This window comes from Arthrobacter globiformis (genome assembly GCF_003261175.1).
GTDB classification, from domain to species: Bacteria; Actinomycetota; Actinomycetes; order Actinomycetales; family Micrococcaceae; genus Arthrobacter; species Arthrobacter globiformis_A.
Genome location: NZ_QLNP01000102.1, coordinates 34,289 through 59,111, shown reverse-complemented (window position 1 = coordinate 59,111; position 24,823 = coordinate 34,289). Strand labels below are relative to the sequence as shown.

At 67.8% G+C, this 24,823-nt stretch carries 23 protein-coding genes; 11 read left to right on the top strand and 12 right to left on the bottom strand.

What is annotated here, in order from left to right:
- Nucleotides 1–100: 100 nt before the first annotated feature.
- Genes DBZ45_RS19700 through DBZ45_RS19690 form a run of 3 tightly spaced genes read left to right on the top strand, consistent with a single transcriptional unit; the run spans nt 101 to nt 3,261 of the window.
- Nucleotides 101–1,942 (top strand): ABC transporter ATP-binding protein, encoded by a 1,842-nt coding sequence (locus DBZ45_RS19700; protein WP_111905520.1) that lies wholly within the window; start codon nt 101–103, stop codon nt 1,940–1,942.
- Nucleotides 1,939–2,898, top strand: coding sequence for an NUDIX hydrolase (locus DBZ45_RS19695; RefSeq protein WP_111905519.1), 960 nt, complete (start codon nt 1,939–1,941; stop codon nt 2,896–2,898). The genes DBZ45_RS19700 and DBZ45_RS19695 overlap by 4 nt, the downstream gene beginning before the upstream one ends.
- 39 nt (nt 2,899–2,937) lie before the next feature.
- Nucleotides 2,938–3,261, top strand: a complete 324-nt coding sequence (locus tag DBZ45_RS19690; RefSeq protein WP_223257178.1) for a DUF6221 family protein — start codon at nt 2,938–2,940, stop codon at nt 3,259–3,261.
- Between the two features lie 36 nt (nt 3,262–3,297).
- Here DBZ45_RS19690 and DBZ45_RS19685 read toward each other — a convergent pair whose 3' ends face one another.
- The 6 genes from DBZ45_RS19685 to DBZ45_RS19660 all read right to left on the bottom strand — a co-directional run bounded on the left by DBZ45_RS19685 (nt 3,298) and on the right by DBZ45_RS19660 (nt 7,208).
- Nucleotides 3,298–4,140 carry an HNH endonuclease gene (locus tag DBZ45_RS19685; RefSeq protein ID WP_111905517.1) on the bottom strand — a complete coding sequence of 281 codons (843 nt, stop codon included), beginning with the start codon at nt 4,138–4,140 and terminating at the stop codon, nt 3,298–3,300.
- A 28-nt stretch (nt 4,141–4,168) separates the two neighbouring features.
- Nucleotides 4,169–4,771 carry a J-domain-containing protein gene (locus tag DBZ45_RS19680; RefSeq protein WP_111905516.1) on the bottom strand — a complete coding sequence of 201 codons (603 nt, stop codon included), beginning with the start codon at nt 4,769–4,771 and terminating at the stop codon, nt 4,169–4,171.
- A gap of 189 nt (nt 4,772–4,960) precedes the next feature.
- Entirely contained in the window at nt 4,961–5,212 is a 252-nt protein-coding gene (locus DBZ45_RS19675) for a hypothetical protein (RefSeq protein ID WP_111905515.1), read from the bottom strand.
- 324 nt (nt 5,213–5,536) lie between these two features.
- Nucleotides 5,537–5,680, bottom strand: coding sequence for a hypothetical protein (locus DBZ45_RS23500; RefSeq protein ID WP_317616970.1), 144 nt, complete (start codon nt 5,678–5,680; stop codon nt 5,537–5,539).
- 172 nt (nt 5,681–5,852) lie between these two features.
- Nucleotides 5,853–6,740, bottom strand: a complete 888-nt coding sequence (locus DBZ45_RS19665) for an LssY C-terminal domain-containing protein (RefSeq protein ID WP_111905514.1) — start codon at nt 6,738–6,740, stop codon at nt 5,853–5,855.
- Complete coding sequence (locus tag DBZ45_RS19660) at nt 6,741–7,208, bottom strand: hypothetical protein (RefSeq protein ID WP_111905513.1); 468 nt, start codon at nt 7,206–7,208, stop codon at nt 6,741–6,743.
- A gap of 131 nt (nt 7,209–7,339) precedes the next feature.
- Here DBZ45_RS19660 and DBZ45_RS19655 point away from each other — a divergent pair, with 131 nt between their 5' ends.
- Nucleotides 7,340–8,617: a pyridoxal phosphate-dependent aminotransferase gene (locus DBZ45_RS19655; protein WP_111905512.1), complete on the top strand. Its 1,278-nt coding sequence runs from the start codon at nt 7,340–7,342 to the stop codon at nt 8,615–8,617.
- Nucleotides 8,618–8,823: 206 nt separating this feature from the next.
- A complete protein-coding gene (locus DBZ45_RS19650; protein ID WP_223257177.1) occupies nt 8,824–9,696 on the top strand; it encodes a phosphatase PAP2 family protein in 873 nt (290 codons plus the stop codon).
- Nucleotides 9,697–9,771: 75 nt separating this feature from the next.
- Here the strand turns inward: DBZ45_RS19650 and DBZ45_RS19645 are convergent, their stop codons facing one another.
- Nucleotides 9,772–10,458: a DUF2848 domain-containing protein gene (locus tag DBZ45_RS19645; protein WP_111905510.1), complete on the bottom strand. Its 687-nt coding sequence runs from the start codon at nt 10,456–10,458 to the stop codon at nt 9,772–9,774.
- 148 nt (nt 10,459–10,606) lie between these two features.
- On the opposite strand from DBZ45_RS19645, the gene DBZ45_RS19640 reads away from it, so the two are divergent.
- Entirely contained in the window at nt 10,607–11,986 is a 1,380-nt protein-coding gene (locus DBZ45_RS19640; protein ID WP_111905552.1) for an MFS transporter, read from the top strand.
- 22 nt (nt 11,987–12,008) lie between these two features.
- Here the strand turns inward: DBZ45_RS19640 and DBZ45_RS19635 are convergent, their stop codons facing one another.
- Nucleotides 12,009–12,665: a GntR family transcriptional regulator gene (locus DBZ45_RS19635; protein ID WP_111905509.1), complete on the bottom strand. Its 657-nt coding sequence runs from the start codon at nt 12,663–12,665 to the stop codon at nt 12,009–12,011.
- A gap of 32 nt (nt 12,666–12,697) precedes the next feature.
- Here DBZ45_RS19635 and DBZ45_RS19630 point away from each other — a divergent pair, with 32 nt between their 5' ends.
- Nucleotides 12,698–13,492: a carbon-nitrogen hydrolase family protein gene (locus tag DBZ45_RS19630; protein ID WP_111905508.1), complete on the top strand. Its 795-nt coding sequence runs from the start codon at nt 12,698–12,700 to the stop codon at nt 13,490–13,492.
- A gap of 74 nt (nt 13,493–13,566) precedes the next feature.
- On the opposite strand, the gene DBZ45_RS19625 is transcribed toward DBZ45_RS19630, so the two are convergent.
- From DBZ45_RS19625 to DBZ45_RS19615, 3 genes are all read right to left on the bottom strand, one after another.
- On the bottom strand, nt 13,567–14,364 hold the full coding sequence (locus DBZ45_RS19625; RefSeq protein WP_111905507.1) for a putative hydro-lyase: 798 nt from the start codon (nt 14,362–14,364) through the stop codon (nt 13,567–13,569).
- Nucleotides 14,365–14,378: 14 nt separating this feature from the next.
- Nucleotides 14,379–15,740 (bottom strand): MFS transporter, encoded by a 1,362-nt coding sequence (locus tag DBZ45_RS19620; RefSeq protein WP_111905506.1) that lies wholly within the window; start codon nt 15,738–15,740, stop codon nt 14,379–14,381.
- 333 nt (nt 15,741–16,073) lie between these two features.
- Nucleotides 16,074–16,748: a GntR family transcriptional regulator gene (locus tag DBZ45_RS19615; RefSeq protein ID WP_111905505.1), complete on the bottom strand. Its 675-nt coding sequence runs from the start codon at nt 16,746–16,748 to the stop codon at nt 16,074–16,076.
- A gap of 104 nt (nt 16,749–16,852) precedes the next feature.
- On the opposite strand from DBZ45_RS19615, the gene DBZ45_RS19610 reads away from it, so the two are divergent.
- From DBZ45_RS19610 to DBZ45_RS19600, 3 genes are all read left to right on the top strand, one after another.
- Nucleotides 16,853–17,611: a LamB/YcsF family protein gene (locus DBZ45_RS19610; protein WP_111905504.1), complete on the top strand. Its 759-nt coding sequence runs from the start codon at nt 16,853–16,855 to the stop codon at nt 17,609–17,611.
- A 157-nt stretch (nt 17,612–17,768) separates the two neighbouring features.
- Complete coding sequence (locus tag DBZ45_RS19605; protein WP_262982876.1) at nt 17,769–19,388, top strand: 5-oxoprolinase/urea amidolyase family protein; 1,620 nt, start codon at nt 17,769–17,771, stop codon at nt 19,386–19,388.
- Nucleotides 19,388–21,151 carry an acetyl/propionyl/methylcrotonyl-CoA carboxylase subunit alpha gene (locus DBZ45_RS19600; RefSeq protein ID WP_111905503.1) on the top strand — a complete coding sequence of 588 codons (1,764 nt, stop codon included), beginning with the start codon at nt 19,388–19,390 and terminating at the stop codon, nt 21,149–21,151. Before DBZ45_RS19605 ends, DBZ45_RS19600 begins: the two co-directional genes overlap by 1 nt.
- Nucleotides 21,152–21,237: 86 nt before the next feature.
- Here the strand turns inward: DBZ45_RS19600 and acnA are convergent, their stop codons facing one another.
- Nucleotides 21,238–23,889: an aconitate hydratase AcnA gene (gene acnA, locus DBZ45_RS19595; protein ID WP_111905502.1), complete on the bottom strand. Its 2,652-nt coding sequence runs from the start codon at nt 23,887–23,889 to the stop codon at nt 21,238–21,240.
- A 79-nt stretch (nt 23,890–23,968) separates the two neighbouring features.
- Between acnA and DBZ45_RS19590 the strand changes: the two genes are divergently transcribed.
- Nucleotides 23,969–24,637, top strand: a complete 669-nt coding sequence (locus tag DBZ45_RS19590) for a GntR family transcriptional regulator (RefSeq protein WP_111905550.1) — start codon at nt 23,969–23,971, stop codon at nt 24,635–24,637.
- Nucleotides 24,638–24,823 lie beyond the last annotated feature (186 nt).

The window sequence follows — 24,823 nt, the reverse complement described above, 5'->3', positions numbered from 1 at the left end:
AATAGTGGGCCGGACCAGGGATTAACCCTGGCCGGTCTCAGAGCATCGCCCAACGCAAGCGTTCGGCGGTGCCCGCGGCCGCCGGTTCTGAGGGGGAGAGATGTTTCAAACCTTTTGGCGGTTCCGCGGGGCGATAGCCCCGCATGTCTGGGCGTTGGCAGGAGGCGCGCTGCTGGTGGTGTTCGTCGCCGCCATGGAAGTGGCCCTGCCCTGGCCCATGAAGGTCATCGTCGACGACGTGCTGCAGCCGACAGGCAGCACCCGCGTCCACGAGATGCCCGCGTTCCTCGGCCTGGTCGGCCTGAGCCAGCTCCAACTGCTCCTGCTCGCCGCGTCCGCCCTCCTCGCCATGACAGTGCTCAACGCGGGAGCGGATTACCTCGGCACCCGCCTGCTCAACGGCGTTGGGGAAAAAGCCATGGCCACCATCCGGGCCGAAGTCTTCACCCATCTGCAGCGGCTGTCGCTGGCGTTCCACGACAAGCAGCGGCTGGGCGACCTGGTGACCCGCACCACAACTGACGTCGACTACGTGCGGGCGCTCATGGTGTCGATCCTGGCCGTGCTGCTGCCCAACATCTTCATTCTGGGGTTTGTCATCACGATCTGCGTGCTGATCGACCCGACCTTCGCGCTGATCGGACTGGCGGTGGCGCCGCTGCTGTTCATCACGGTCCTCTTCTACCGGCGCCGCATCAAGGGCGCGTCGAAGGAGGCCCGCAAAAGGGACAGCGACATCGCGGCCACCATGTCGGAGACGTTCGCCTCGGTCCGGGTGATGCAGACCTACACCAGCGAGGCCCGCCACGAGGAGGACTTCCGCACCCGGAATGACGGACGGCGGGACGCCGGCCTGAGGGTCATCCGGCTGCAGTCCATGTTCTCGCCTTTGGTCGATGTCATCGCGACCCTGGGCACGGTGCTGGTCCTCTGGATCGGTGCCCAGCGGGTGATGGACGGGACCCTGACACTGGGCCTGCTCCTCGTCTTCATCGCCTATCTGAAGGCCATGTATTCGCCCATGAAGGCCCTGGCCAAGCTCACCACCGTCATCAGCCGCGGCCAGGCCAGCGCCGAGCGCATCCAGGAAATATTGGACACCGCACCGGCCATCTCGGACCTGCCCGGCGCACGGCCAGCCCCGCCGCTGGCCGGTTCAGTGGAACTGCGCTCCGTGAGCTTCGGCTACCAGGGGGACCGGCATGTGCTGCACGGGATTGACCTCAAGGCCGCGCCCGGCAGCGTCGTGGCGATCACGGGCCCGACCGGCGCCGGCAAGTCCTCAGTCGTCAGCCTGATTCCGCGGCTCTACGATGCCGACGAAGGGGAAGTTCTCCTTGACGGCATCGATGTGCGGGACCTGCAGGTGGCAACCGTGCGCAGGCAGATATCCATCGTGCTGCAGGAATCCATCCTGTTCCGCGGGACCATCTACGACAACATCGCCTACGGCACGGAAGGCGCCAGCAGGGAGCAGGTCCTGGCGGCGGCCGAGGCAGCCCATGTGGATGAGTTCGTCCGCAACCTGCCCCTGGGCTACGACACCCCGGTGGCCGAACGGGGCGTCACACTTTCGGGCGGCCAGCGCCAGCGCATCGCCATCGCCCGTGCGCTGGTCCGGGACACCCCCATCGTCATCCTCGACGAACCGACGTCCGGCCTGGACGCGATCTCCGAGCAATACGTCATGCGTGGCCTGGAGAGGCTGATGGCAGGGCGCACGGTGATCGTCATCGCGCACCGGCTCTCGACGCTCAAACGGGCCGACTGCATCTACGTGCTGGACCAGGGGCGGATCGTGGAAAGCGGCAGGCACGCCGAACTCGCCGCGTCCGGGGGCCTGTACAGCCGGCTGGACAGCCTGCAGCATGCCAAAGACGCCCCGGCCCTCACCTTGGTTACTGCCGAGAGCGGCAGCCTTCAGACGGAGACAAGCGCATGAGCAAGACGAAGGCCCCCACGTACGGTGCACTGCCCTGGCGGATCGGAAATAAGGGAGCCCTTGAGGTGCTCCTGATCCACCGGCCGGCCCACGGCGACTGGTCCATCCCCAAAGGCAAGGCGGATCCCGGGGAAACCGGCCGCGAATGCGCGGAACGTGAGGTGCGGGAGGAAACGGGGCTGCACTGCCGCCTGGGCGCGGAACTGCCCAGCATCCGCTACGAGGACAGCAAGCAGAGGATCAAGACCATCCGTTACTGGGCTGCCGCGGCGGAGTCAGGCCGCTTCACCGCGAATGAGGAGGTCGACGCCGTCCGGTGGCTTTCGCTGCCGGAGGCCTTGCGCACGGTGACCGAGCCGCGGGACAGGCCGGCCATCATTGCCCTGGGCAGCCGGCTCCAGCTTGAGCTGGGCGTCCGTCCGGCGCCCAAGCGGGAAAAAATGCTGCTGCTGGTCCGCGGGGCCGAAATGACGAAGCGGGACCAGTGGGATCCGGCAGCCGGCAGCCGGCCGCTGGCGCCGGCCGGCGAGCAGGCCGCCAGGTCGCTGGCCTCGCTGGGAGCCATGTTCGCAATCGAACGCATTCTCGCCGCACCTTCGGACCGCTGTGTCGAAACCGTGGCGCAACTAGCGCGGCAGGAATCCCTCGAAGTGGAGCGTTCAGACCACCTGAGCGGCGGCGGGCTGGCGGCAACGCTGGACCTCGTGGCCCAGGCCCGAGGGACAGGAACGGTCCTGTGCACGCATGAGGATGTCATGGCAAATGTCCTGACCCACCTCATCCATCACGACCGGACGGTCCTGACCAAGCGCTTTCGCGTCCGGAAGGGATCGGCCTGGGTGGTGACCGGCGACCGCACCCGCTACCGTTCCGCCTACTACCTGCCGCTGTCCCCGGCAGACCTCAGCACGGCATTGGACCTCAGCCCCGCTGCGGACCTGCGCACCGCTGTCTAGCGCCGTGTGCCGGCATTACGGCGGGCGTACGCTCAGACAGTGGACATTGTGGAGTTCCTGTCCGCGCGCATTGCCGAAGATGAGGCCGTGGCGCGCAAGCTGCTCGGTGACCGCACGACGTCCGAATCGGGCAAGTGGTACGAACGCCGCCTGCTGCTGGAGTGTGAAGCCAAGCGGCGCCTGATCGGCATCGTCGAGGCGGCCAGGCAGACCGCCCTGGCCACGCTCGTCAGCGATCCCTTCGGCGACGAGACCGAGTGGATTCCGCAGGCCCTGGAGTGGACCACCCTGTCACTCAATGCGCTGGCAGTCCCGTACAGTGACCATCCCGACTTCAACCCGGACTGGCTCTGGTCCCCGTAGGCAAATGCCGCAGGCAGAACGCAGACAGGGCGCGGTTCAGGTGCTGCCCAGAATCCGGCGCGCATCGGCCTGGGCGTCCTGCTCCTGCTGGGACACGACCGATCCGCTGATGTACCCCGCGCGGGACCGCATGGCCCGGAGTTCCGCTACGGTGTAGGGGATCCGGCGCCGGTGCGCCATGGCATGGCAGTTGGGGCACAGCGGAACCAGGTCCCCCACAGGATCCAGCTCGTAGCCCGGCCCCAGCTGCACCGCCGGCACCAGGTGATGGACATGGATGAAGCCCTCGCCCTCCGGGCCGTACGCGGCCTCGAAGGAAAACCCGCAAACGGCACATGAGGTTCCGTAGTGCGCCAGGCAGATGCGCCGCGCGTGCGGGTTACGTTCGTACCGGTTCACGCATACCCGGGCCAGGGCGTCCTGCGGCAGCGTGCCGGGCACGGGGAGAACCGGATCGATCTCGTCGGCCGGCCGGCACTCTGCCCAGAGCTCCCGAATGGCGCGTGCCTGCTCCTCCGGAACCGGTTGGCACGCGTCCGTCGCGGCAGCGGACCAATCCGTCAGCGGCGCACGGTCGGCCAGGGTGTCCACCGGAATCTGGTCTCCGAGCGGCAGCAGCACGTCGAAGTCCACGTCAACGCTGGTTGCGGCCCCAGCAGGATACGGTGCGGAGGCGACAACGCCGTGGCCAATGAGCCCGCTGCCTGTCTTTCCATGCAAAAAGAGCCACGCGTCCGCTCCCGGAGCCGGCTCGGCACCGATTACAACGGGCCACACCCGGCGGTGCACGCCGGATGCGCCCAGCTCATCCACCACCCGCGAATAGCCCGGCCAGGTATCGCCTACACCCGGGTTCCAGCCCAGCAATACAGCCACCATTCCCTTATCGTGCCACCCGATATGGCTTTTAGGAGGAGCGGTTGCGCAGGCGCCGCCACCACGGGGATTTGGGTTCCGTGGCAGGCTCCGGTTCTGCCGCGGCCGCCACCGCCCGGCGCTCGCGCCACCGCTGCACTTCGGCGTCGGCGTCGCGTGTCTTGGTGACAACGGGCGGCCCTCCCTGCAGCTGCCGGCGGGCGTTGATGACGCGGGCGTTGAAGTCCTCCACCATGTCACGCACCTGCTTTTCCGTGAACTGGGCGTCCAGCCTGGCATCGAGCTCCGCGTCCTCGGTGCGCAGCAGGATCGCAGCGGGTCCCAGGCCGCTAAGGTGCTCGCGCTCAATGAGGCCCTTGACCCACCAGTCGGGGTCGTAGCCCTCCCCCAGCCCCGGAATCGGTTTGCCGGAGTATTTCAGGTTGTCGAACTTTCCCTGCGCCATCGCGTCCCGAATCAGGTAATCGGCCCGGGCGGCATTACCGACCTTCCGGCGCTTGTCGCGCAGTTCCGCCTCTGCGGCGGACAGTTCCGCGTCCTCCTCGGCTGTCCCGCCGGAGGACCGGAGGGCGCGGAGTTCGGCAGCGCGCTCCACCTTCCGCCTGAAGCCGCCGCCTGCTGCTGAACTCGTCACCTTTTCACCGCCTCTGCCGCCGGACGTTGTCCCGTTTCCAGTATTCCGGCCCGTGCCGGACTCTTCAACGGAGCGATGCGTCCAGGGATGCCGCTTCCGGACCGGCAGCACTACGGGCTGGCACCGGCCAGAACAACGACGGCGGGACCCCCCGCCGTCGTGCGCGTGCAGTGCATGCCCCGACCCGGCTCACATGGGATCGGGCCAGTTGCCGATATTCGCACGCGCCGGAACGGCGGCGACCTCGTCGCCTTGGTCCCGCCCGCCGGCACCGATGGAGGCGGCGGCAGCCGACCCTTGCACAGGCGGGGCCGGAATTGTCGCAGTGCTGCGGGGACCGGCCGCCGCGGCCGGCCCGGATGGTTGGTCGGGGACCGCCTTCACAGGTGCCGTGTTCGCAGCCGCCGTGATGACGGGAAGTTCAGACCTCGGAATCTTCATGGTGGGCCCTCGCAGGTGAGGCGGCAACTTTAGGCCGGATCGGGTACGCAACCGTGATTGCCGGCCCTCAGCCGGGGCTTTCCGGGCCCTTGGCTAAATGTGCGGCGATCACTGACGTGCCGAATCAGCCGGGAGGACCGGCCGGTCCGACAACAACCGTGGCGGCCGTCCCAGCCCAGAGTGTGCCGGCGATTTTGGTTGTACCGGCACACTTTCCACCACCCAATACTCCAACCCTATGGGCTGGCACGCGGAACGGCACCGGTAGCAGGTACTCGAATTTACGCGGCAGCCGCTACTTGGGCACTCGCCGGCCAGCGGCCCCTAGTCGGGGTCCGCCAGTTCAGCCGGCCAGACCACCCGGAACCGCTCGAAAACAATCTCGTCGGATGCCGTCCATTCCAGGCCCCGGCGGGCGCGGCGCGGGGTCCAGTACTTACGGTGCTCCGCCTGCCAGTTTGCTAGCAATGCGGGGCAGGCTGTCCCCGGCCGCGAAGAATACATCCGCGAGTTCGGAGGTGGCCCGCTTGGGCCCGTCCGTCACTGCCCGCAGCAACTCATCGGCCAGGGCCGCGGAATCCCCGAAGCGCTCCACAGTGTAGTCAGGGCCGGCGGTCCGGAAACAGGCGCCGGCACGCGGTCAAAATGGCAGCGGTCTGTCCGTCTGCCCGGGCGGCCGGAGGTCGATGATCGGAAGGTGCCCGTCCGTGCGGATGCTGTCTCCGCCGCCGTTGCGGTGGTGGTACCCGGAGGAGAAATGCCGGATCACGTGGACGGATTCCACAGCATGTGCCGCTTGCAGCGTGCCGATGATGAAGTCGCGCTCCTCGTCGGTCCCGTCGGCGATCTTGTGTGTGATCTGGAACGTGAAGAGCGAGAGGCCAACGCTTTTGTCGTATGTTCCGGCGCCCACCCAGTCGACGGCGAACCCGCCGGGAAGCATCCAGCCGTCCGGGCATTTCCAGAACCGTACATGGTGCCGCTTGCGCGGGTTGCCCTCAATCTCCCGCTGGAACGCCATGTCCTGCTTGTTGCCGAAGACGAACAGGGCACTGACCGGCGACTGCGGATAGCTCCGGCCCAGAAGCGTCGCGGTGAGGGTGCGCCAGGCGGTGGCCGGGGTGACGGGGTCGGCCTCAATCCACCCAGCCGTGAGCATCGCGGTGCGGAGCTCGTCCGCCGGGCCGATGACTGCGAGGTTGACCGGGTCGCCCAGCACGCCGTCGCCGGTGCGGGCACGTCCGATGAAGTAGTTCGGGAGGTACAGGCTGCTGAGGATCTTGTGGACTCGGGGCAGGAAGGCGTACGCGGCAATGAGCCAGACGGGGAGGAACACCCACACCTGCTCCGGCCCCCTGGCCAGCCGGGCGAGCAGGAAGACATAGACGGCCCAGCCCACGGCGCCGGTGATGGCCACGTACAGCAGGCGCTGGAGGACGGCGACGACGGTGGCCCAGCGGGTGCCCCAGCGCGCCTTCCGGCTGTCCGGCCGGGAGTGCTCCGGCTCCTGAATCGTTTGGCTGGCCACCTACTTGGGCAGGTGCTCCAGCAGGTGCCCCGTGACCGCTCCATACGCGACGTGCGGCACTATGTCGCTGACCCAGTCCGCGGCACTCCAGGTCCGCGGATCAGTCACGCCCAGGGCGGTCATGGGAACGTTCGAGACGAGCAGGGCGGCCACCGAGGCCACAGCCACCGACCGGACTGGCCCGGTGCGCACCCCCAGTGACCCGGCCACCCCCAGCACAGCGCCGAGGCCCATGCCGGTGGCGATCCCGAGCAGCGGGCCAAGGGCTTCCACCCGGTTCCCGCGCTGGGGTTCGGATCCCGGGATCGTCACGCCCGCCCGTTCCGCCAGCCGCTCCACTGAGTCGCTGGGCGTCGTGCTCGCCGCCCGGCCCCGCCACACCATGTCCAGGTAGCTGACGGCGTTCAGCGCCGTGGTTCCTGCCGCGCCGGCGAGCGCTCCGTTCACGAGTCCTTTGAACAGGGACATCCTCAACTCTCCTTCTGGCCGTGTGCTGGGCACTCCTATGCTGAAACTTACGTGGTGCCCCCTGATCGCGGCAACGCCGGCCTTCAGAGCTTCACGTTGTCCGGAGCAGCGCGGCTGTGAAAACATGCCTCATGCGCGCCATGCAGAATTCCAGCCGATTGCAAGATGTCCGGTACGACCTCAGGGGTCCGGTGCAGCACGCGGCGAAGAAGATGGAGGCGGAAGGCCACAGCATTCTGCGCATGAACCTCGGGGATCCGGCGCCGTTCGGCCTGCATGCGCCCGAGTCCATCGTGGTGGACATGATCCACCACCTGCGCGAGGCCCAGGGCTACAGCGACTCGAAGGGCATCTTCTCCGCCCGGACCGCCATCTCGCAGTACTACCAGACCAAGGGCCTGATGGAGATCGGCGTCGAGGACATCTTCATCGGCAACGGGGTCAGCGAGCTCATTTCCATGACGCTGCAGGCCTTCCTGGAAGACGGCGACGAGGTCCTCATCCCGTCACCGGACTACCCGCTGTGGACGGCAGCCACCGTGCTCTGCGGCGGCAGCGCCGTGCACTACATGTGCGATGAGGAGAACAACTGGTGGCCGGACATGGCCGACGTCGAGGCAAAGATCACCGACCGCACGCGTGCCATCGTGCTCATCAACCCCAATAACCCGACCGGGGCCGTCTATCCCCGGCACATCCTGGAGGGGTTCGCCGATCTTGCCCGGCGCCATGACCTGGTGCTGTTTTCCGATGAGATCTACGAGAAGATCCTGTTCGAGGACAAAGTCCACATCCACACGGCTTCCGTGGCCCGGGACATCCCGGTGCTGACGTTCTCCGGCCTGTCCAAGGCGTACCGGATGCCCGGGTACCGGGCCGGCTGGGTGGCCGTGAGCGGGCCGCGATGGGCCACCGCCGCCTACCGCGAGTCGCTGGAGCTGCTGGCCTCGCTGCGGCTCTGCCCCAATGTTCCCGCGCAGCATGCGATCCAGACGTCGCTGGGCGGCTACCAGAGCATCACGGACCTGATCCGGCCCGGCGGCCGGCTGCGGGAGCAGCGCGACCTCGCCTGCCGGTTGCTCAACGAGATTCCCGGCGTTAGCTGCGTGCCGGCGGCGGGCGCGATGTACCTGTTCCCGAAGCTGGATCCGGAGATGTACCCCTTCGTGGACGACGAGCAATTCGTCCTGGACCTCCTGCAGGACCAGAAAATTCTCGTCTCGCACGGGACAGCGTTCCACTGGCACGCCACGGACCACTTCAGGTTCGTCATCCTGCCCGCCGTGGACGACATCCGCGAGGCCGTACGGCGCATCGCCACCTTCCTGTCCTCGTACCGGGCCAAAGCGGGCCGTGCCCGCGCCATGTCCGGCAACGCCCACCACGGTACGGACGAACTGAGCGCCTGAGCACCGCCGCCACAGCGGCCCAGGAAAGCGGACGACTGTTCTCGTGGACTGCCTGGGCGGCAACCAGTAAGGTTGCTTACTAAATGCCCTGGCTGCGCGCGCTGCCATCGACGAGAGACAGGACCCGCCCCTTGCCTGACAAACCGTTACCCATCGAACCGCTGACTGACAAGCCGTTGACGGACAAACCCTTGGCAGGCAGCCCCTTGACCGATCGACAGGGAACGCCACAGACGGGCGTGCGCGGCGAACTCCGCCAGGACACCACGGTGGGCGGCAAGGACCTCACCCGCTGGCATAGCCGCTTCGGCCGCCTTTTGGTCGGCGCCGTCCAGCGCATCAGCCAGTTCCTGGGCCCGCACGGCGCCCTGGTCCTGACGCTGATGCTGGGGGCGGCCATCGCCGCGGCCCTCACCGCAGCCTTTGCCGAGGTGTACGAGTCAGTAGTTGAAGCCGACGGGGTGGCGGGCCTCGACCATCCGGTGCTGGCGGCAGGCAAGAGCCTGCGCTCCCCCGGCCTGGACGTCGCCATCACGGCCTTCACCGATGTGGGCGGTACCGTCGGCATGCCCATCCTGGCCCTGGCGGTCATGGGCGTCCTGGCCTACCGGCGGCGGTCCTGGACCCCCGTCATCCTCATTGTGACCGCGGGCCTGGGCTCCCTGCTGATGACCATCGCGGGCAAGCGGCTGATCGGCCGCACCCGCCCCGATCTGAGCGATGCCGTTCCGCCCTACGAACACTCGGCCTCGTTCCCCAGCGGCCATTCCCTGAATGCGGTGGTGATCGCGGGAATCGTCGCCTACCTGATCATCCTGCGGCTGAAGACGGCGCGCAGCCGCGTTCTCGCCGGGGCGGCCGCGGCGGTCTTCGCCGCGGCCATGGGGTTGAGCAGGGTGTACCTCGGCCACCACTGGCTCACCGACGTCCTCGCCGCGTGGGCACTCGGCGCGGCCTGGCTGGCCCTCGTGATCACCGCCCACCGCCTCTACCTGACAGTGCGGAAGCGGCGGGCACGCGGTGAGGCTCCGGCGGGAACGGCGCCCGGGGCAGGTGCTCCTAAGGCCGAGCACGCCTAAGTACCCCAAACCACAAGCAGAACGACGACGGCGGGAGGCTCCCGCCGTCGTCGTTCGTCTCTTGCTGAGGAAGCGTTAGCCGATCGGTTCCGCCATCTGTTCCACAACATACTGGACGTCGACGGAGTTTCCGGTCGCGGGATCGGACATTTCCACCTTCCAGCTGCGGGCAAACTGGTCCACGCCGCCGGTCATGGCCACGGTGCCGGAGATGAGGACGGTCCCGGGTGCATTCAGGCCGCGTTCGGTGAGGACGTCCAGCCAGTAGTCCGGGGTCAGCAGGGCCTCGAGGGAGCTGTCCTGGATGAGGGTGTCGGGGGTATCCCCCTCCCCCACCCAGGCCTTGAGCGTGATCTGGTCCAGGTGCTCCCGCACGTCGTCCAGCTTCCATGCCCTGCGCCCCAGCACGTCCGGGCTGGCGTTCTTGCTCCAGGCCACGCCGTGCACCTCCAGCGCCCGGTCCGTATGGTCGCAGGCGACGGTGAGCAGCACACCGTCCTCGGTGATGACCAATGCCCATTCCGCCTCGCCGGAAGTCCGTCCATGCTGGACCCGAACTTCCGATACCTGCTGGGCCAGATAGGGGGACACTGGATACAGGGCGGGAGTGGTGGTGGGACCCGGAACACCGAGTTCAGCCAGCTCAGCAATGTGGGCCTGGACCTCATCCTGCTCACGCCCCGCGTAGCCGGCATTCAGGAGGTGCTTGACCTCCACGTCCTGCGTGCGGCCATCGGGTAGTTCAAAGCTCAGAGTCGTCATCGTGGATCCATCCTTTGCATGTGCTGCTGCGGAAATTTACAGATCGGAAACCGGAAACGGTCGCCAATGTACATCCAGTATGCGTAATGTATACATTTAACGCCAGCGTGACAGGCGTCACTATAAAAACCTCGTGGAGGACAACACCATGGCCAACGCTCCAGTTCCGGATCCCGGCACAGCGCCGCACCCACACGCCACCCCGCACCCCACGGTGCACCCGAAGGGCCTGTACAAGGCCTTTGCCGCCAGCCTCACCGGCACAGCACTCGAGTGGTACGACTTCGCCGTCTACTCGGCCGCAGCCGCGGTTGTATTTCCTGTCGTCTTTTTCCCGGCGACCGATCCACTGACCGGAACCGTCCTCGCCTTCTCCACGTACGCCGTCGGCTACGTGTCCCGCCCGGTCGGCGGAATTATTTTCGGCCGGCTCGGGGACCGCATCGGCCGCAAGAAGGTCCTGGTGACCACGCTGATGATCATCGGCGTGGCGACGGTGCTGATCGGCGTGCTGCCCGGCTACGCAAACATCGGCGCCACCGCAGGAATCCTCCTGGTCCTGCTGCGGTTCGCGCAGGGCGTGGGTGTGGGCGGCGAATGGGGCGGCGCCGTCCTGCTCTCCAGCGAGTACGGCGATCCGCACCGCCGCGGATTCTGGGCTTCCGCCGCCCAGGTGGGACCTCCCGCCGGCAACCTGCTGGCCAACGGCGCCCTCGCCGTCCTGACTGTTTCGCTCACCGAGGAACAGTTCCTGAGCTTCGGCTGGCGCATCGCGTTCCTGGTCTCCGCAGTGCTGGTTGGCTTTGGCCTCTGGATCCGGCTGCGGCTGGAGGACACCCCGATTTTCAAGGCCATCGCGGCCCACGGCGAGCAGCCCAACGCGCCCGTCCGTGAGGTCTTCAGCAAGGAGCTCCGCCCGCTCATCGCCGCCATTCTCTGCCGCGTGGGCCCGGACGTGCTGTACGCCTTGTTCACGGTCTTCACGCTCACCTACGGCATCCAGGTCCTGGGCTACGAGCGCAACCAGGTGCTCACCGCCGTCCTGATCGGTTCCGCGTTCCAGCTGTTCATGATCCCGCTGGCCGGCTACGTCTCCGACCGCTTCAACCGCCGCCTCGTCTACGGTGTCGGCGCTGTCGTGGGCGCGGTCTGGACGTTCATCTTCTTCGGCGTCCTCGGCGGCAACAACCAGCCGATGCTCGTCATCGGCATCGTCCTCGGCCTCATGGCGCACTCCTTCATGTACGGCCCGCAGGCGGCCTTCATTGTGGAGCAGTTCTCCCCGCGGCTCCGGTCCACGGGCAGCTCGCTGGCGTACACCTTCGCCGGCGTCATTGGCGGAGCTGTCGCGCCCTTGCTGTTCACCCTGCTGCTCGCCGAGTTCGGAACCTGGATTCCGGTGGCCATCTACGTGGCGGTGGCAGCAGTCGTGACGCTGGTGGGACTGGCACTCGGCCGCGACAACGACACCATCGAGGACCTGGACTACCGGCTGCTCCTGGAAGGCTCGGCCTCGGCGCGCCAGTAGTCCGGCGCGGTCTAAAACTCCATCAGGTGCGGAGCAGGATTTCGCGGGTGACGGCCAGGTGATGGTCGATGGCCTCCTGCGCCTTCGCGGCATCTCCGGACACCAGGGCATCGAGGATGTCCTGGTGTTCGGAGCACACCTGCTCGCGCCGGCCGCCGGTCCGGAACAGGGCGGAAACCCCGACGACGATCTGCCGGACGTGCAGCTTGCTGTAGGTCCGGGAAATCAGCTCGTTGCCCGCCGCGTCAATGAGCTGCTGGTGGAAGAGCGTGTCGAGGCGGATGAACTCCTGCGCAGCCTCGGCCCCCTGGTCTTCCGGCAGTTTGGCCTGCTGGTCGAGGGTGTCCCGCATCTTGGCGGCCGGCACGCTCCGGTGCTCAATGACAAGGCGGGCGGCGTGGCTTTCCAGGACGCCGCGCAGCTCCATCAGTTCCGCGATTTCGCGGCCGGTGACCGGCGGAACATAAGCACCGCGCTGCGGAATCAGCTCCACCAGCCCGTCGGAAACCAGCAGGAGGAGGGCCTCCCGGACCGGGGTACGCGAGACGCCGATTTGGGCGGCCAGCTCCTGCTCGTTGAGGAAGCGCCCCTGCATCTCCGGGTCGGTCAGGATATTCTCGCGCAGGTACTCGTACGCCTTCTCCCGGCCGGACGCCGCTGTCCCCGAACTTTTTCGCATACATCAGGTATACAACAGAGAAGAGCAAATTCATGCGTTTAGCAGTCGCCCAGATCGTCAGCAGCGCCGACCTCACGGCCAATCTGGGGCTCGTGCGAGACTACGCCAGCCGGGCAAAAGCGGCAGGCGCCGAACTGGTGGTGTTCCCCGAGGCCTCCATGTGTGCCTTCGGCAATCCGCTGGCAGATATCGCCGAACCGCTGGACGGGCCGTGGGCCACGGCGGTGCGGGCCATCGCCAGGGAACTGGATATCGCCGTCGTCGTTGGCATGTTCACGCCCGGGGAGGGCGGAAGGGTGCGGAACACCCTGCTGGTGACCGGCCCGGGCATCGACACGTCGTACGACAAGATCCACCTCTTCGACGCGTTCGGCTTTGCCGAATCCGATTCCGTGGACGCCGGGACATCGCCGGTGATCTTCGAGCTCAACGGCACCGCCATCGGCCTGGCCACCTGCTACGACGTGCGCTTCCCGGCGCTGTTCACGGCCAACGCGAGGGCCGGGGCCGCCATCAACATCGTCTGCGCGTCCTGGGGCGCCGGGGAAGGAAAAGCCGAGCAGTGGAACCTGCTCGTCCGCGCCCGGGCCGTGGACAGCACCACGTTTGTGGTGGCCTGCGGGCAGGGCGATCCGGCCAGCCTCGGGCTTCCGTCCGCCGGCGCCGCTCCTACCGGGATCGGCCACAGCGCGGTGGTTTCCCCGCTGGGTTCTCCGCTGATGGCGCTGGGCGGCGAGCCTGAACTGGCTGTGGTGGACATCGATCCGGCCGTCATCGCGGATGTGCGCAGAAAGCTGCCCGTGCTGGCGAACGCCCGGAGTTTCTAGTCCGGACCGTTTCCGGGAAGTACGACGGCGGGGCGCGGCCACCAATGGTGTCCACGCCCCGCCTTTCGCTTGGACTAGTTCCCTGCGGGCACGCGGTACGTGCTTTCCGGGATGTCCGTGATGAACATGTGCCCCGGGGCGTGGCTGATCGCGAACGCCGGCCGGGACGCCATCACGGCGCTCTGCGGTGTGACGCCGCAGGCCCAGAAGACCGGTACTTCCCCGGGCCGGATGTCCACGGCATCGCCGAAGTCGGGGCGGGAGATGTCCGCAATGCCCAGGTCCTCAGGTGATCCGACGTGGACCGGTGCGCCGTGGACCTTCGGCACCTCCGCGGTCACGCTGATTGCCGTTTCCACCAGCTCGGCCGGCATCGGACGCATCGAGACCACCATGGGGCCGTGGATCCGCCCTGCCGGGGTGCACTCGATGCTGGTGCGGTACATGGGCACGTTGCGGCCCATTTCGGTGTGGCGAAGCGGGATGCCCGCGCTGGCCAGTGCGGCTTCAAAGGTGAAGCTGCAGCCGATCAGCACGCCCACCATGTCATCCCGCCAGAGCGGGGTGGCGTCGGGGACCTCGGCAGATAGGACGCCGTCCTCCCACACCCGGTAGGCGGGGATGTCGGTGCGGATGTCCGAACCTGTGGCGAGGGAACTTTCGAACGTCCCGGCAGGAATGACGTCGATGACAGGGCAGGCCTTGGGGTTGAGCCGGCAGAATTCGAGGAATTCCTCGGCGTAGTCGGCCGTCACAGCTATCAGGTTCGCCTGCGTGTAGCCATCGCTCCAGCCGGAGGTGGGGGTGACCAGGCCGCTGCGGAACTGCCGGCGGGCTTCGGTCGGCGGGACGAGTTTGTTCGACTGGCTCATGGCGTTTTCCTGGCTCATCGTGTGCCGCTCTCTACTATTCCGGTGGATCCGTTCAGGTACTCCTCGTCCTCCGCCACATTGGAGTCCCGGCCGATGGCCAGGCCCACGATGGTCAGCAGGCAGGCGACGCTGAGGTAGATGGCCACCGGGACCCAGCTGTGGAAGGTGCTCTGCAGCAGGGTGAACATGAACGGTGCGATGGCGCCGCCGATGATGCCCGCGAAGGTGTAGGCCAGCGAGCTTCCGGTGGAGCGGAGCCGCGGCGTGAACTGCTCGACGACGAACGCGGCCTGCGGGCCGTACATGAAGGAATGGCAGAGCAGGCCGAGTACGGTTCCCACCACGAGCATCACCGGGGAACGGCCTTCAAGCACGATGAAGAACAGGTAGGCCCAGACAGCGGCAGCCACTGCCGCGATGCCGTAAACAAGGCGCCGGTTGATCCGGTCGGAGATGGCACCCGCAAGCGGCATCGTGAACAGCTGGAGGCCTGAACCGACCAGCACCGCCACGAGGACCTGGCCACGGTCGAAGCCCAGTTCCTGGATGCCGTACGTCAGGGTGAAGACGGTGCACAATGCGTAGGTGACGTCCGGGCCGATGCGGCTGAGCATGGCAGCAAGGAGCGGACGGCGCTGCGTGGTGAGGACTTCCCTGATCGGGGCCTTGGGCTGGTCGCCGCGGGCTTCCATGGCCTTGAAAATGGGGGTGTCCTCGAGCTTGAGGCGGATCCACAGCCCGAACGCCACCAGCACGGCCGAGATCAGGAACGCTATGCGCCAGCCATAGTCCAGGAAGGCCTCCTCGGAGAGGGCCAGCGTGAGGACGGCGAGTGCGCCGTTGGCCAGCAGGTTGCCTGCGGGCGGGCCGATCTGCGCCGCGGAGGCCCAGAAGCCGCGCCTGCTGGGTTCCCCGAATTCGCTGGACAGCAGGACAGCGCCGCCCCACTCGCCGCCCACGCCCACGCCCTGCGCGAACCGCAGGAAGACGAGGATGGCCGGGGCCAGGATGCCGATGCTGCCATAGGTAGGCAGCAGGCCGATGAGGAAGGTGGCGACGCCGATCAGCATCAGCGTGATGACCAGGATCTTCTTGCGGCCGATCTCGTCGCCCAGCCGGCCGAAAATGATGCCGCCGACGGGCCGGGAAATATAGCCCACCGCGTAGGTCGAGAACGCCAGCAGGGTGCCCGTCACCGGGTCCGAGGCCGGGAAGAAGATCAGCGGGAAAACAATTGCGGCCGCGGCGGAGTAGACCGCGAAGTCGTAGAACTCCAGCGCGGTACCGGTGAGGCTGGCCGCGAACGCTTTGTACATGTCCTTGCGCCCGACAGCGGGCCTCGAACCTGCGGAGGCCATTGCGGATTGATTGGCCATTTGTTCCTCCATGAAGAGTGTGGATGCCATCCGTCGTGCTGCGGATGCGCTGGTGTACAGCCCGCCCGGGCCTGCGACGTTGACAAGGCGCGGGCACTGAGGCTGGTTGGCGGCTTCCCCGGGAGAGCCACCGAATGCGGAGCGTTCTGTTGGATTGTGGAAATGTAGAACAATCTGAACTTGTTGAACAATGTACGCGACCTGCGTCACACCGTCAAGGGGCACAAAGGGCTGCACCGTTAAGCGCGAACGGACACTTGTGGCCACTGGGAAGCGTTTCTCAGGGGCCACAAGTGTCCGCTCGCGCTGTATGGGCGCTGCGGAGAGGATCAGCTATGACGTGTGGACTGCGGCCTGATGCTCTTCGGACCTGGCGAGGTAAGACAGGAGGCGCTCAGCCGCGAGGTCATTGTCCCCCGCTTCGAGGGCGCTGCAGATCTGGTCGTTGTCAGCCAGGTAGTCCTGATAGAAGCCACCGTCTATGGAGGCCTTATGGAAGAACAGCCGCATTTCAGCCAGCACCTGCGACATGATGACATTCAGGCGTTCACTGCCGGCCATCGCCACGAGGGCGCCGTGGAAATGCGCGTTCGCACTGCCCAGCCCCTCGCTGTCGCCGGCCGCGGCAGCGCGCTTCCCCTCCTCCACGGCTGCGCGCACGGCCGCGATGCTTTCGGCACTCCCGCCGCCGCGGACGGCGCTGACTTCGATGGCGCGCCGGACGGCGTAGACGTCATGGATGTCACTGACCTCGAGGCTGGCGACGAAGACGCCGCGGTTCGGCTGGCGGACCACCAGGCGCTCGCTGGCGAGCTCGGCAAACGCCTCGCGCACAGTGTTGCGTGAAACCCCGAGCTCCTCGGAGAGTGCCTCTTCCTTCAGCTTCGCCCCGGGAAGAAGCGCACCTTCGGCAATTTGGAGCCGCAGCTCACTCGCAACGCGGGTGGCCACCGCGGGCACCGCGACGCGCAACCGGGATACGCCTGAACTCGGATTGACTGTGGCCATACACCGAATTTACACGAACCAACCACAATTGGATTGTTGAATTGTTGAACATTTTCGCGGGAGGGTGCATCCTTGTGTAAGGACGAGTTGAGATGAGGGTCACAATGCACGCAATTGATTTGAACAGTGACGTCGGTGAATCCTTCGGGCGATGGAGCCTGGGCGACGATGCGGCCATGATGGCTTCCGTGTCCAGCGCCAACGTGGCCTGCGGATTCCACGCCGGGGACCCCAGCGTCATCCGGGCAACCTGCGAGGCCGCCGCCAAGTCCGGCGTGGTGGTCGGGGCGCATGTCGGCTACCGCGATCTGGCCGGATTCGGCCGCCGGTACATGGACGTCGACCCGCGCGAACTGGCCGACGACGTGGTGTACCAGATCGGCGCGCTGCAGGCACTGGCCGCGACGGCCGGCACCCGGGTCCGCTACGTCAAGCCGCACGGCGGCCTGTACAACGCGATAGTCCACAACACGGCGCAGGCACGCGCCGTGGTGGACGCAGTGAAGTCGGTGGATCCCGGCCTCCCTATCCTTGGCCTGCCCGGATCCGAGGTGCTGCGGCTCGCGGAGGAAGCCGGGCTCCGCGCAGTCTCCGAGGCGTTCGCTGACCGTGCCTACAACCCGGACGGCACGCTGACGTCGCGCTCCCAGCCCGGTTCCGTCCTGGAGGACCCCGAGGCGGTTGCCGCCCGGGTCCTGCAGATGACCACCGGGGAGGCCATCACGGCGATCGACGGCTCCGGGCTGACGATCAATGCGGAATCGGTCTGCGTCCACGGGGATTCCCCCGGCGCAGTGGCCATGGCTGTCGCCGTGAAGAAGGCGCTCGACGCCGCCGGCATCACCATCAAGGCCTTCGTTTAGCATGAAGCGACGGATTCAGGACCCGATGGCAACCCCCAACATTGACGTGCCCTCCGCGTCAGGCCAGCCCGCGCCGGAGGCAATCCCAAACACTCTGCCCCCAAACACTCCGCCTTCGAGCGTCGCCCGCCCGGGCCGGGTGCGGGCGGTGCGGCCGGTGGGAACACGCACGATCCTCGCCGTGGTCTCCGGAACGCAGGATGTCCTCGCCCTGCAGGCCGCCCTCCTTGAGGCCCCGTTTCCGGGCCAACAGGATGTCTTGGCCGCCGCGGAGACCGTCATGGTCAGGGCCGAATCCCCCGCAGCCGCACGGCGGATCGGGCAGGCCCTCCTGGAGCTGGACCTCATGGCACCGGCGGAGCAGGCCGGCGGCTTGGTGGTCATCGACACCGTGTACGACGGCGAAGATCTCGCCGAGGTGGGGCAGCTGACCGGCCTCGGCGCCGACGGCGTGATCGCAGCCCACACCGGCCAGGTCTGGACCGTTGCCTTCGCTGGTTTCGCGCCCGGCTTTGGCTACATGGTGGGCGAGAACCAGGCCCTGGAAGTTCCGCGCCGGAGTTCCCCGCGCACTGGGGTCCCGGCGGGATCGGTGGCGTTGGCCGGCAACTACTCGGCTGTCTACCCGCGCAAGTCACCGGGTGGCTGGCAGCTTATTGGCCGGACCGGAGCCAAGATGTGGGACCTCGACCGCCCCGAACCAGCGCTTGCCAGCCCCGGGCACCGCGTCCAGTTCCGTGCCGTCCGCGACGTGATCCAGCTGGCACCGGAAGTGTCAGGCGCAGCAGAAGCGGACAGCCAACAGACAGGGAGCCAGCAGGCGGTCCCTGAAACCACCTCCGGCCTCCGCGTCCTGTCACCCGGGATCCACAGCCTCATCCAGGACCTAGGCCGGCAGGGGCATTCGGCCCTTGGCGTCTCAGCCGCCGGTGCGCTGGACCGGGCCTCGCTCCGCCGGGCCAACCGCCTTGTCGGGAACGCGCCGTCGGCCGCCGCCATCGAAACCGTCTCCGGCGGGCTGAGGCTCCAGGCCGTTGGGGACCAGGTCCTGGCCGTGGCGGGGGCGCCGTCGGCACTCACCGTTGTGACGCCGTCGGCCTCCCCCGACGGCGCTGAGCCGGCAGTCCCCGAGCGGCAGCGCACCGTCCCGGCGGCCGCGCCCTTCGCCCTGCTCGACGGCGAAATCCTCACCATCGGTGTTCCCGACGCCGGCTTCCGCAGCTACGTCGCTGTCCGCGGCGGCGTGGACGCACCGCCGGTCCTGGGCAGCCGCTCCACGGACACGATGTCCGGAATCGGTCCCCAGCCGCTGGCAGCGAACCAGCTGCTGCCAGCCGGCAGCGCCGCCGAATCCGGCGTCGTGGGCAGCCCCGAAATCCAACCCGATTACCCCGGCGAGGGCGTCACCGTGCTGGACATCATCCTCGGACCGCGCGCTGACTGGTTCGACCAGGCCGCGATCGACTCCCTCTGCGCCCAGGACTGGACGGTCAAGCCGGAGTCCAACCGCGTGGGCATGAGGCTGCAGGGAACACCCCTGGAGCGCAGCCGCACCGGTGAACTGCCCAGCGAAGGAACAGTGGCGGGGGCCATCCAGATGCCGCCCGAAGGCCTGCCCGTGCTCTTCCTGGCCGACCATCCCATCACGGGCGGCTACCCGGTGATCGGCGTGGTGGTGGACCACCAGCTCGACCTGGCCGCCCAGGTCCCGATCGGCGGGAGCATCCGCTTCCGCATCGCCACCGAACAGACTCCACAAAGAAAAGCGAGCAACTGATGCACAAGGTCCTCATTGCCAACCGCGGCGAAATCGCCGTCCGGATCGCCCGGGCCTGCGACGACGCACAGCTGGCCTCCGTGGCTGTGTACGCGGACATCGACGCTGACGCCATGCACGTCGCCGCCGCGGACGAGGCCTTCAGCCTCGGCGGCAACTCCCCCGCGGACACCTACCTGAACATCGAGAAGCTCCTCGGCGCGGCAGCCGCTGCGGGGGCGGACGCGGTCCACCCCGGGTACGGCTTCCTGTCCGAGAACGCGGATTTTGCGCAGGCGGTGCTCGACGCCGGACTCGCGTGGATCGGCCCGTCGCCGGAGGCCATCCGCCAGCTCGGCAACAAGATCACGGCCCGGGAGATCGCGGTCCGGGCCGGCGCCCCGCTCGTGGCAGGCAGCGACGGGCCGGTGGAATCCGCCGCCGAGGCCCGCGCCTTCGCGGAGGAGCACGGGCTCCCCATCGCCATCAAGGCAGCCTTCGGCGGCGGCGGCCGCGGCCTTAAGGTGGTCCGGAACATGGACGAGGTCGAGGAGGCCTTCGACTCCGCCGTTCGAGAGGCGGTGGCTGCGTTCGGCCGCGGCGAATGTTTCGTCGAGCGCTACCTGGACCGGCCGCGGCACGTGGAAGCGCAGGTGCTGGCCGATACTCACGGCAACGTCATCGTCGTCGGAACCCGGGATTGCTCCCTCCAGCGCCGCCACCAGAAGCTGGTGGAGGAGGCCCCGGCGCCGTTCCTCAGCGACGGGCAGCGGGCCCAGATTTACGACGCGGCCAAGGCAGTTTGCCGGGAAGCCGGCTACTCGGGTGCGGGGACGGTGGAGTTCCTGGTCGCCGCCGATGGCACCGTCGCCTTCCTCGAGGTGAACACACGGCTGCAGGTGGAACACCCCATCACCGAGGAAACCACCGGGATCGACCTGGTCCAGGAGCAGTTCCGGATCGCCGCCGGGGAACGGCTGTCCCATACAGACGACCCGGCTCCCCTCGGCCACGCCTTTGAATTCAGGATCAACGCCGAGGACGTGGGGCGCGGCTTCCTGCCCTCCCCCGGCACCGTCACCGAATTCACCGCACCCACCGGCCCCGGCATCCGGCTGGACACCGGCGTCCGCTCCGGCTCCTTCGTGGCACCGCAGTTCGACTCGCTGCTGGCGAAGCTGATCGTCACCGGAGCCGACCGCCAGCAGGCGCTGCGGCGTGCCCGCCGCGCGCTGGCCGAGATCAGCATCACCGGTGTGGCCACCGTTCTGCCGTTCCACCGCGCCGTGGTGGAGGCCGCGGACTTCACGTCCGGGACCGGCCTGGACGTCCACACCCGCTGGATTGAGACGGACTTCGCCGGCCAGATTCCGGCAGATCCCGACTTCAGCCCCACCGCTCCCGAAGGCCGGCGGCGCACCATCACGGTGGACGTGGACGGCCGACGGCTTGCCGTCGGGCTTCCGGCGGATCTGCTGGACGGCTGGGCCCGGTCGGGCCAGGCACTTCCGGGCGGCCTGGCCACCTCTTCGGCCGCTGGCTCTCCCGACGGCGGGTCTGGCACCTCCGACCCGGCCGAACTCCGCGCCGCCATGAGCGGCACCGTGGTGAAGTGGCTCGTGGAGCCGGGTGCCGATGTGGCAGCGGGTGATCCCGTGGTGGTGCTGGAGGCGATGAAGATGGAGACCAGCGTTCCCGCCCACCGCGGAGGCGTCGTCTCCGGCGTCGCCGCCGGCCCCGGCCAGGTGGTCACCGCCGGCTCGGTCCTGGCGCTCATCGGCTAACCGGCTCCGCGCCTCGCCCGCTTAACGGCGAAGGCAAAGGAAGGACGACGGCGGGACCACCCGCCGTCGTCCTCTTGCTTTTGGGCTTAGGCCGCCAAGGTCCGCCGCAGGATCATGGGGATGACGCCGCCGACGCCGAGGAGCTCGCATTCCAGCCCCGTCTCCACGGCGGTGGTGGCCGTGAACGGCTCCCTGGTGCCGTCCGCGCGGACAATTGCCGCGGCGATCCCGGAGCGGGGACGGAGGCGCTCCGCGGGGGCGTCGAGCTCAATCGTGTCGCCCGGTGCGAGGCTGAGGAGCTTCTCCCTCATGTCCGCCGGCATGACCAGCGGGAGGATGCCCATGCCAATGAGGTTGGAGCGGTGGATCCGTTCAAAGCTGGCGGCGATGACCGCGCGGACACCCAGCAGCCGCTGGGCCTTCGCGGCCCAGTCCCGGGACGAACCCATGCCGTAGCGCTCGCCGGCCACCATGACCACGGAGTCGCCGGCGTCCCGGTACCGTTGGGCGGCATCCCAGATGGGCAGGGTTTCGTTCGACGGCGAGTGGATGGTGTGTGCCACCGGCGCGTCGGGCTGCAAAAGGTTCCGGACGGATTTGTTGTGGAAGGCGCCGCGGACCATGACCTCCCAGTTGCCACGGCGGGAGGCGAAGACGTTGAGGTCACCCCGGTCCTCGCCCCTGTCCACCAGGAAGTCTGCGACGCCGCTGGCGGGCGGGATGGCACTGGCCGGTGAAATGTGGTCGGTGGTGATGTCGTCGCCGAGCACCAGGAGCGGATGCGCGCTGAACTTCCCGAGGAGGCTGCCTTCTGACATGGCTGCGAACGGGGGGCGGCGGAGGATGGTGGACCCGTCATCCCACGGGTACTGCGACCCGTCCGGTGCTTCCACCCGCTTCCACTGGGGATCGCGGCTGGCGATGGCGAAGTCCCGCCGGAAGTCGGCGGGGTCGTTGGCTTTGGCCACGAAGTCGTCGATCTCGTCGCGCGACGGCCACAGGTCCCTGAGGTAGACCGGAGCGCCGTCGGCGGCGTGCTGCACGGGCTCCTCGCTGAGGTCCCGCTTGGCGTCGCCGGCAAGCGCGAAGGCCACCACCAGCGGGGGCGACATGATGAAGCTGAGTTCCACGTCCGGGTGGACCCGGCCCGGGAAATTGCGGTTGCCGGACAGGATCGCCACCGGTTCTCTCACGCCGTCGGCCTGGGCCTTGGCGATCACCGGCGTCAGCGGGCCCGGGTTGCCGATGCAGGTGGTGCAGCCGAACCCGACAATGTCGAACCCCACGGAGGCCAGGTGGTCGGCGAGCCCGGCACGCTTGAGGTAGCTGGCCGCCGCTGGTGAGCCCGGCGCCAGCGAGGTCTTGACCCAGTCCGGCACGGTCAGGCCGCGGCGGCGGGCATTGCGGGCGAGCAGCCCGGCCGCGATGAGCAGGCGCGGGTCCGAGGTGTTGGTGCAGCTGGTGATGGCGGCGAGAGCGACTGGAAAGTCCGGCAGTCCGCCGTCATCGCCTACAGCAGCAGTTGCCTCGCCGGCGCGGGCCGGGCCGGCCTCCTTTTCCAGTGCCTTGCGGATGCCGCCGTAGGGCAGGAGGTCCTGGGGACGCCGCGGGCCGGCGGCGTGCATGACGACGGCGGACAGGTCGACGTCGACGATTCTCGTGTAGACCGGCGTTGCTTCGGGGTCGAACCACAGGCACGTCTGCCGGGCATACGCCTCGACCAGCCGCGTCTGTTCCGAGCTGCGGCCGGTGCTCGCAAGGTAATCGAGGACGTGCGCGTCGATCGGGAAGTAGCCGGTGGTGGCACCGTATTCAGGCGCCATGTTGGCGACGACGGCGCGCTCACCGACGGTCAGCGTCGAGACTCCGGGGCCGAAGAACTCGACGAACTCCCCCGTTACGCCCACCTGGCGCAGCCGCTGGGTGACGGCCAGCGCGAGGTCGGTGGCCAGGGTACCCGCCGCCAGTTCACCGGTCAGGCGCACGCCGACGACGTCGGGGATGCGCAGCGTGGCAGGCATCCCGAACATCACCGTCTGCGCTTCCAGCCCGCCGACGCCCCAGCCCAGGACACCGAGGCCGTTGATCATCGGGGTGTGGCTGTCGGTGCCCACCATCATGTCCGGCACCGCCCACCGGACGCCGTCCCGCTCGATGGTGGTCACCACGGTGGCCAGCTGCTCGAGGTTGATCGTGTGCATGATGCCCGTGCCCGGCGGGTTGATGTGCACACCGTTCATAGCCTTGGACGCCCACTTCAGGAACTGGTACCGCTCCCGGTTCCGGCGGATCTCGTGCTTGATGTTCCGGGCGGCAGCGTCGGCGCGCCCGTACTCCTCCACCGCCAACGAGTGGTCGATGGACACGTCCACGCGCAGCAGCGGGTTCAGGGCCATGGGGTCGGCCCCGGACTCGGCGAGCGTATCCCTCATGGCCGCGATGTCCACCAAGGCTGGCGTGCTGGTGGTGTCGTGCATCAGCACCCGGGTGGGCAGGAACTCGATTTCAGCCGTGCTGGTGCCCGTGGCCAGCCAGTTCCGCAAGGCATCCATTGCCTGCTCGCGCTCCTGGCCGGCCATGTTCCGCTGCACGTTCTCCGCCAGCAGCCGCAGCACCACGGGCAGCCGGGAATACCCGGAGCCGAAGGCACCCTCGATGTCCACTGACTGCAGAACTTCGCCGTTGACGGAGAGGCTCCTGATGCCGGGGCTAAAGCTGGGAGCAGGGTCGATACTCATGGTTCTGCTTTCTCAAGGAGCAGGTGGCTGTTATAGGTTATAACTTATAACAACTGTGACAAACCGAAGGGAGCAAGTGGTGGCCCAACCGCCCGTAGCACTGACCAAGAGCGCGTACGCCTACGAGGAACTGCGCCGCCGGATCCTGACCGGGGAGATCGGCCACGGTTCCGTGCTCAGCCAGGGGCAGCTCGCCCACGAGATCGGCGTCAGCACCACGCCCCTGCGTGAGGCGCTGCGCCGGCTGGCCGCAGAGGGGCTGGTGCAGCTGGAGTCGCACCGGGATGCCCGGGTGGCGTCCCTCACCGCGGACGAGGCCCGCGACCTGTACGTCCTCCGCGAGAACCTGGACCCGCTGGCCGCAGGGCTGGCGGCCGAGAGCCGGACACCTGCCGATATCGAGGACATCCAGGCCGCGCTGAAGCAGCTGACGCCGCTGCACGACGCCGCAGACCTGGACGCCATGACGGCGCACCGCGAATTCCACCGGGCTGTGTACCGGGCCTCGCACAACCCCCTGCTCATCGGAATCCTTGAGGGCCTATGGGACAAGGCCGACCGGTACCGCCAGATCGGCCTGCAGAGCCAGAAGGACTCCGAGAAGGACCGCAAGCGCGTCCGCGAGGAACACATCGCGATCGCCGATGCGGTGGTGGCCGGCGACGCCGTCCGCGCCCGCGAAATCATGCAGCGTCACGTGGTGGGGAGCCTGGGCCGCCGCGCCATCGCCGTCCTCACCGAGGGGTAGCACTGTAACCCTGTATGTGGCAAACCTCACCCGCCGTTTCGGGCCAAACCGTTTGAAAAGCCCTCCCGCGCCTGTGCATCATGGAATGGAACCACGAAGGAATACGCTTTTCTGCAAGTGGTTCAGAAGTTCAAACACAACAAAATCCTGGTGGACGCAATGAGGCCAAACCGGTGAGCTCGTCGA

Bases quoted from the DNA above. Each gene is read 5' to 3' on its own strand.
- DBZ45_RS19700 (WP_111905520.1), top strand. From the start codon at position 101: ATGTTTCAAACCTTTTGGCGGTTCCGCGGGGCGATAGCCCCGCATGTC.
- DBZ45_RS19695 (WP_111905519.1), top strand. From the start codon at position 1,939: ATGAGCAAGACGAAGGCCCCCACGTACGGTGCACTGCCCTGGCGGATC.
- DBZ45_RS19685 (WP_111905517.1), bottom strand. From the start codon at position 4,140: ATGGTGGCTGTATTGCTGGGCTGGAACCCGGGTGTAGGCGATACCTGG.
- DBZ45_RS19675 (WP_111905515.1), bottom strand. From the start codon at position 5,212: ATGAAGATTCCGAGGTCTGAACTTCCCGTCATCACGGCGGCTGCGAAC.
- DBZ45_RS19660 (WP_111905513.1), bottom strand. From the start codon at position 7,208: ATGTCCCTGTTCAAAGGACTCGTGAACGGAGCGCTCGCCGGCGCGGCA.
- DBZ45_RS19655 (WP_111905512.1), top strand. From the start codon at position 7,340: ATGCGCGCCATGCAGAATTCCAGCCGATTGCAAGATGTCCGGTACGAC.
- DBZ45_RS19645 (WP_111905510.1), bottom strand. From the start codon at position 10,458: ATGACGACTCTGAGCTTTGAACTACCCGATGGCCGCACGCAGGACGTG.
- DBZ45_RS19640 (WP_111905552.1), top strand. From the start codon at position 10,607: ATGGCCAACGCTCCAGTTCCGGATCCCGGCACAGCGCCGCACCCACAC.
- DBZ45_RS19635 (WP_111905509.1), bottom strand. From the start codon at position 12,665: ATGCGAAAAAGTTCGGGGACAGCGGCGTCCGGCCGGGAGAAGGCGTAC.
- DBZ45_RS19630 (WP_111905508.1), top strand. From the start codon at position 12,698: ATGCGTTTAGCAGTCGCCCAGATCGTCAGCAGCGCCGACCTCACGGCC.
- DBZ45_RS19625 (WP_111905507.1), bottom strand. From the start codon at position 14,364: ATGAGCCAGTCGAACAAACTCGTCCCGCCGACCGAAGCCCGCCGGCAG.
- DBZ45_RS19620 (WP_111905506.1), bottom strand. From the start codon at position 15,740: ATGGCCAATCAATCCGCAATGGCCTCCGCAGGTTCGAGGCCCGCTGTC.
- DBZ45_RS19615 (WP_111905505.1), bottom strand. From the start codon at position 16,748: ATGGCCACAGTCAATCCGAGTTCAGGCGTATCCCGGTTGCGCGTCGCG.
- DBZ45_RS19610 (WP_111905504.1), top strand. From the start codon at position 16,853: ATGCACGCAATTGATTTGAACAGTGACGTCGGTGAATCCTTCGGGCGA.
- DBZ45_RS19600 (WP_111905503.1), top strand. From the start codon at position 19,388: ATGCACAAGGTCCTCATTGCCAACCGCGGCGAAATCGCCGTCCGGATC.
- acnA (WP_111905502.1), bottom strand. From the start codon at position 23,889: ATGAGTATCGACCCTGCTCCCAGCTTTAGCCCCGGCATCAGGAGCCTC.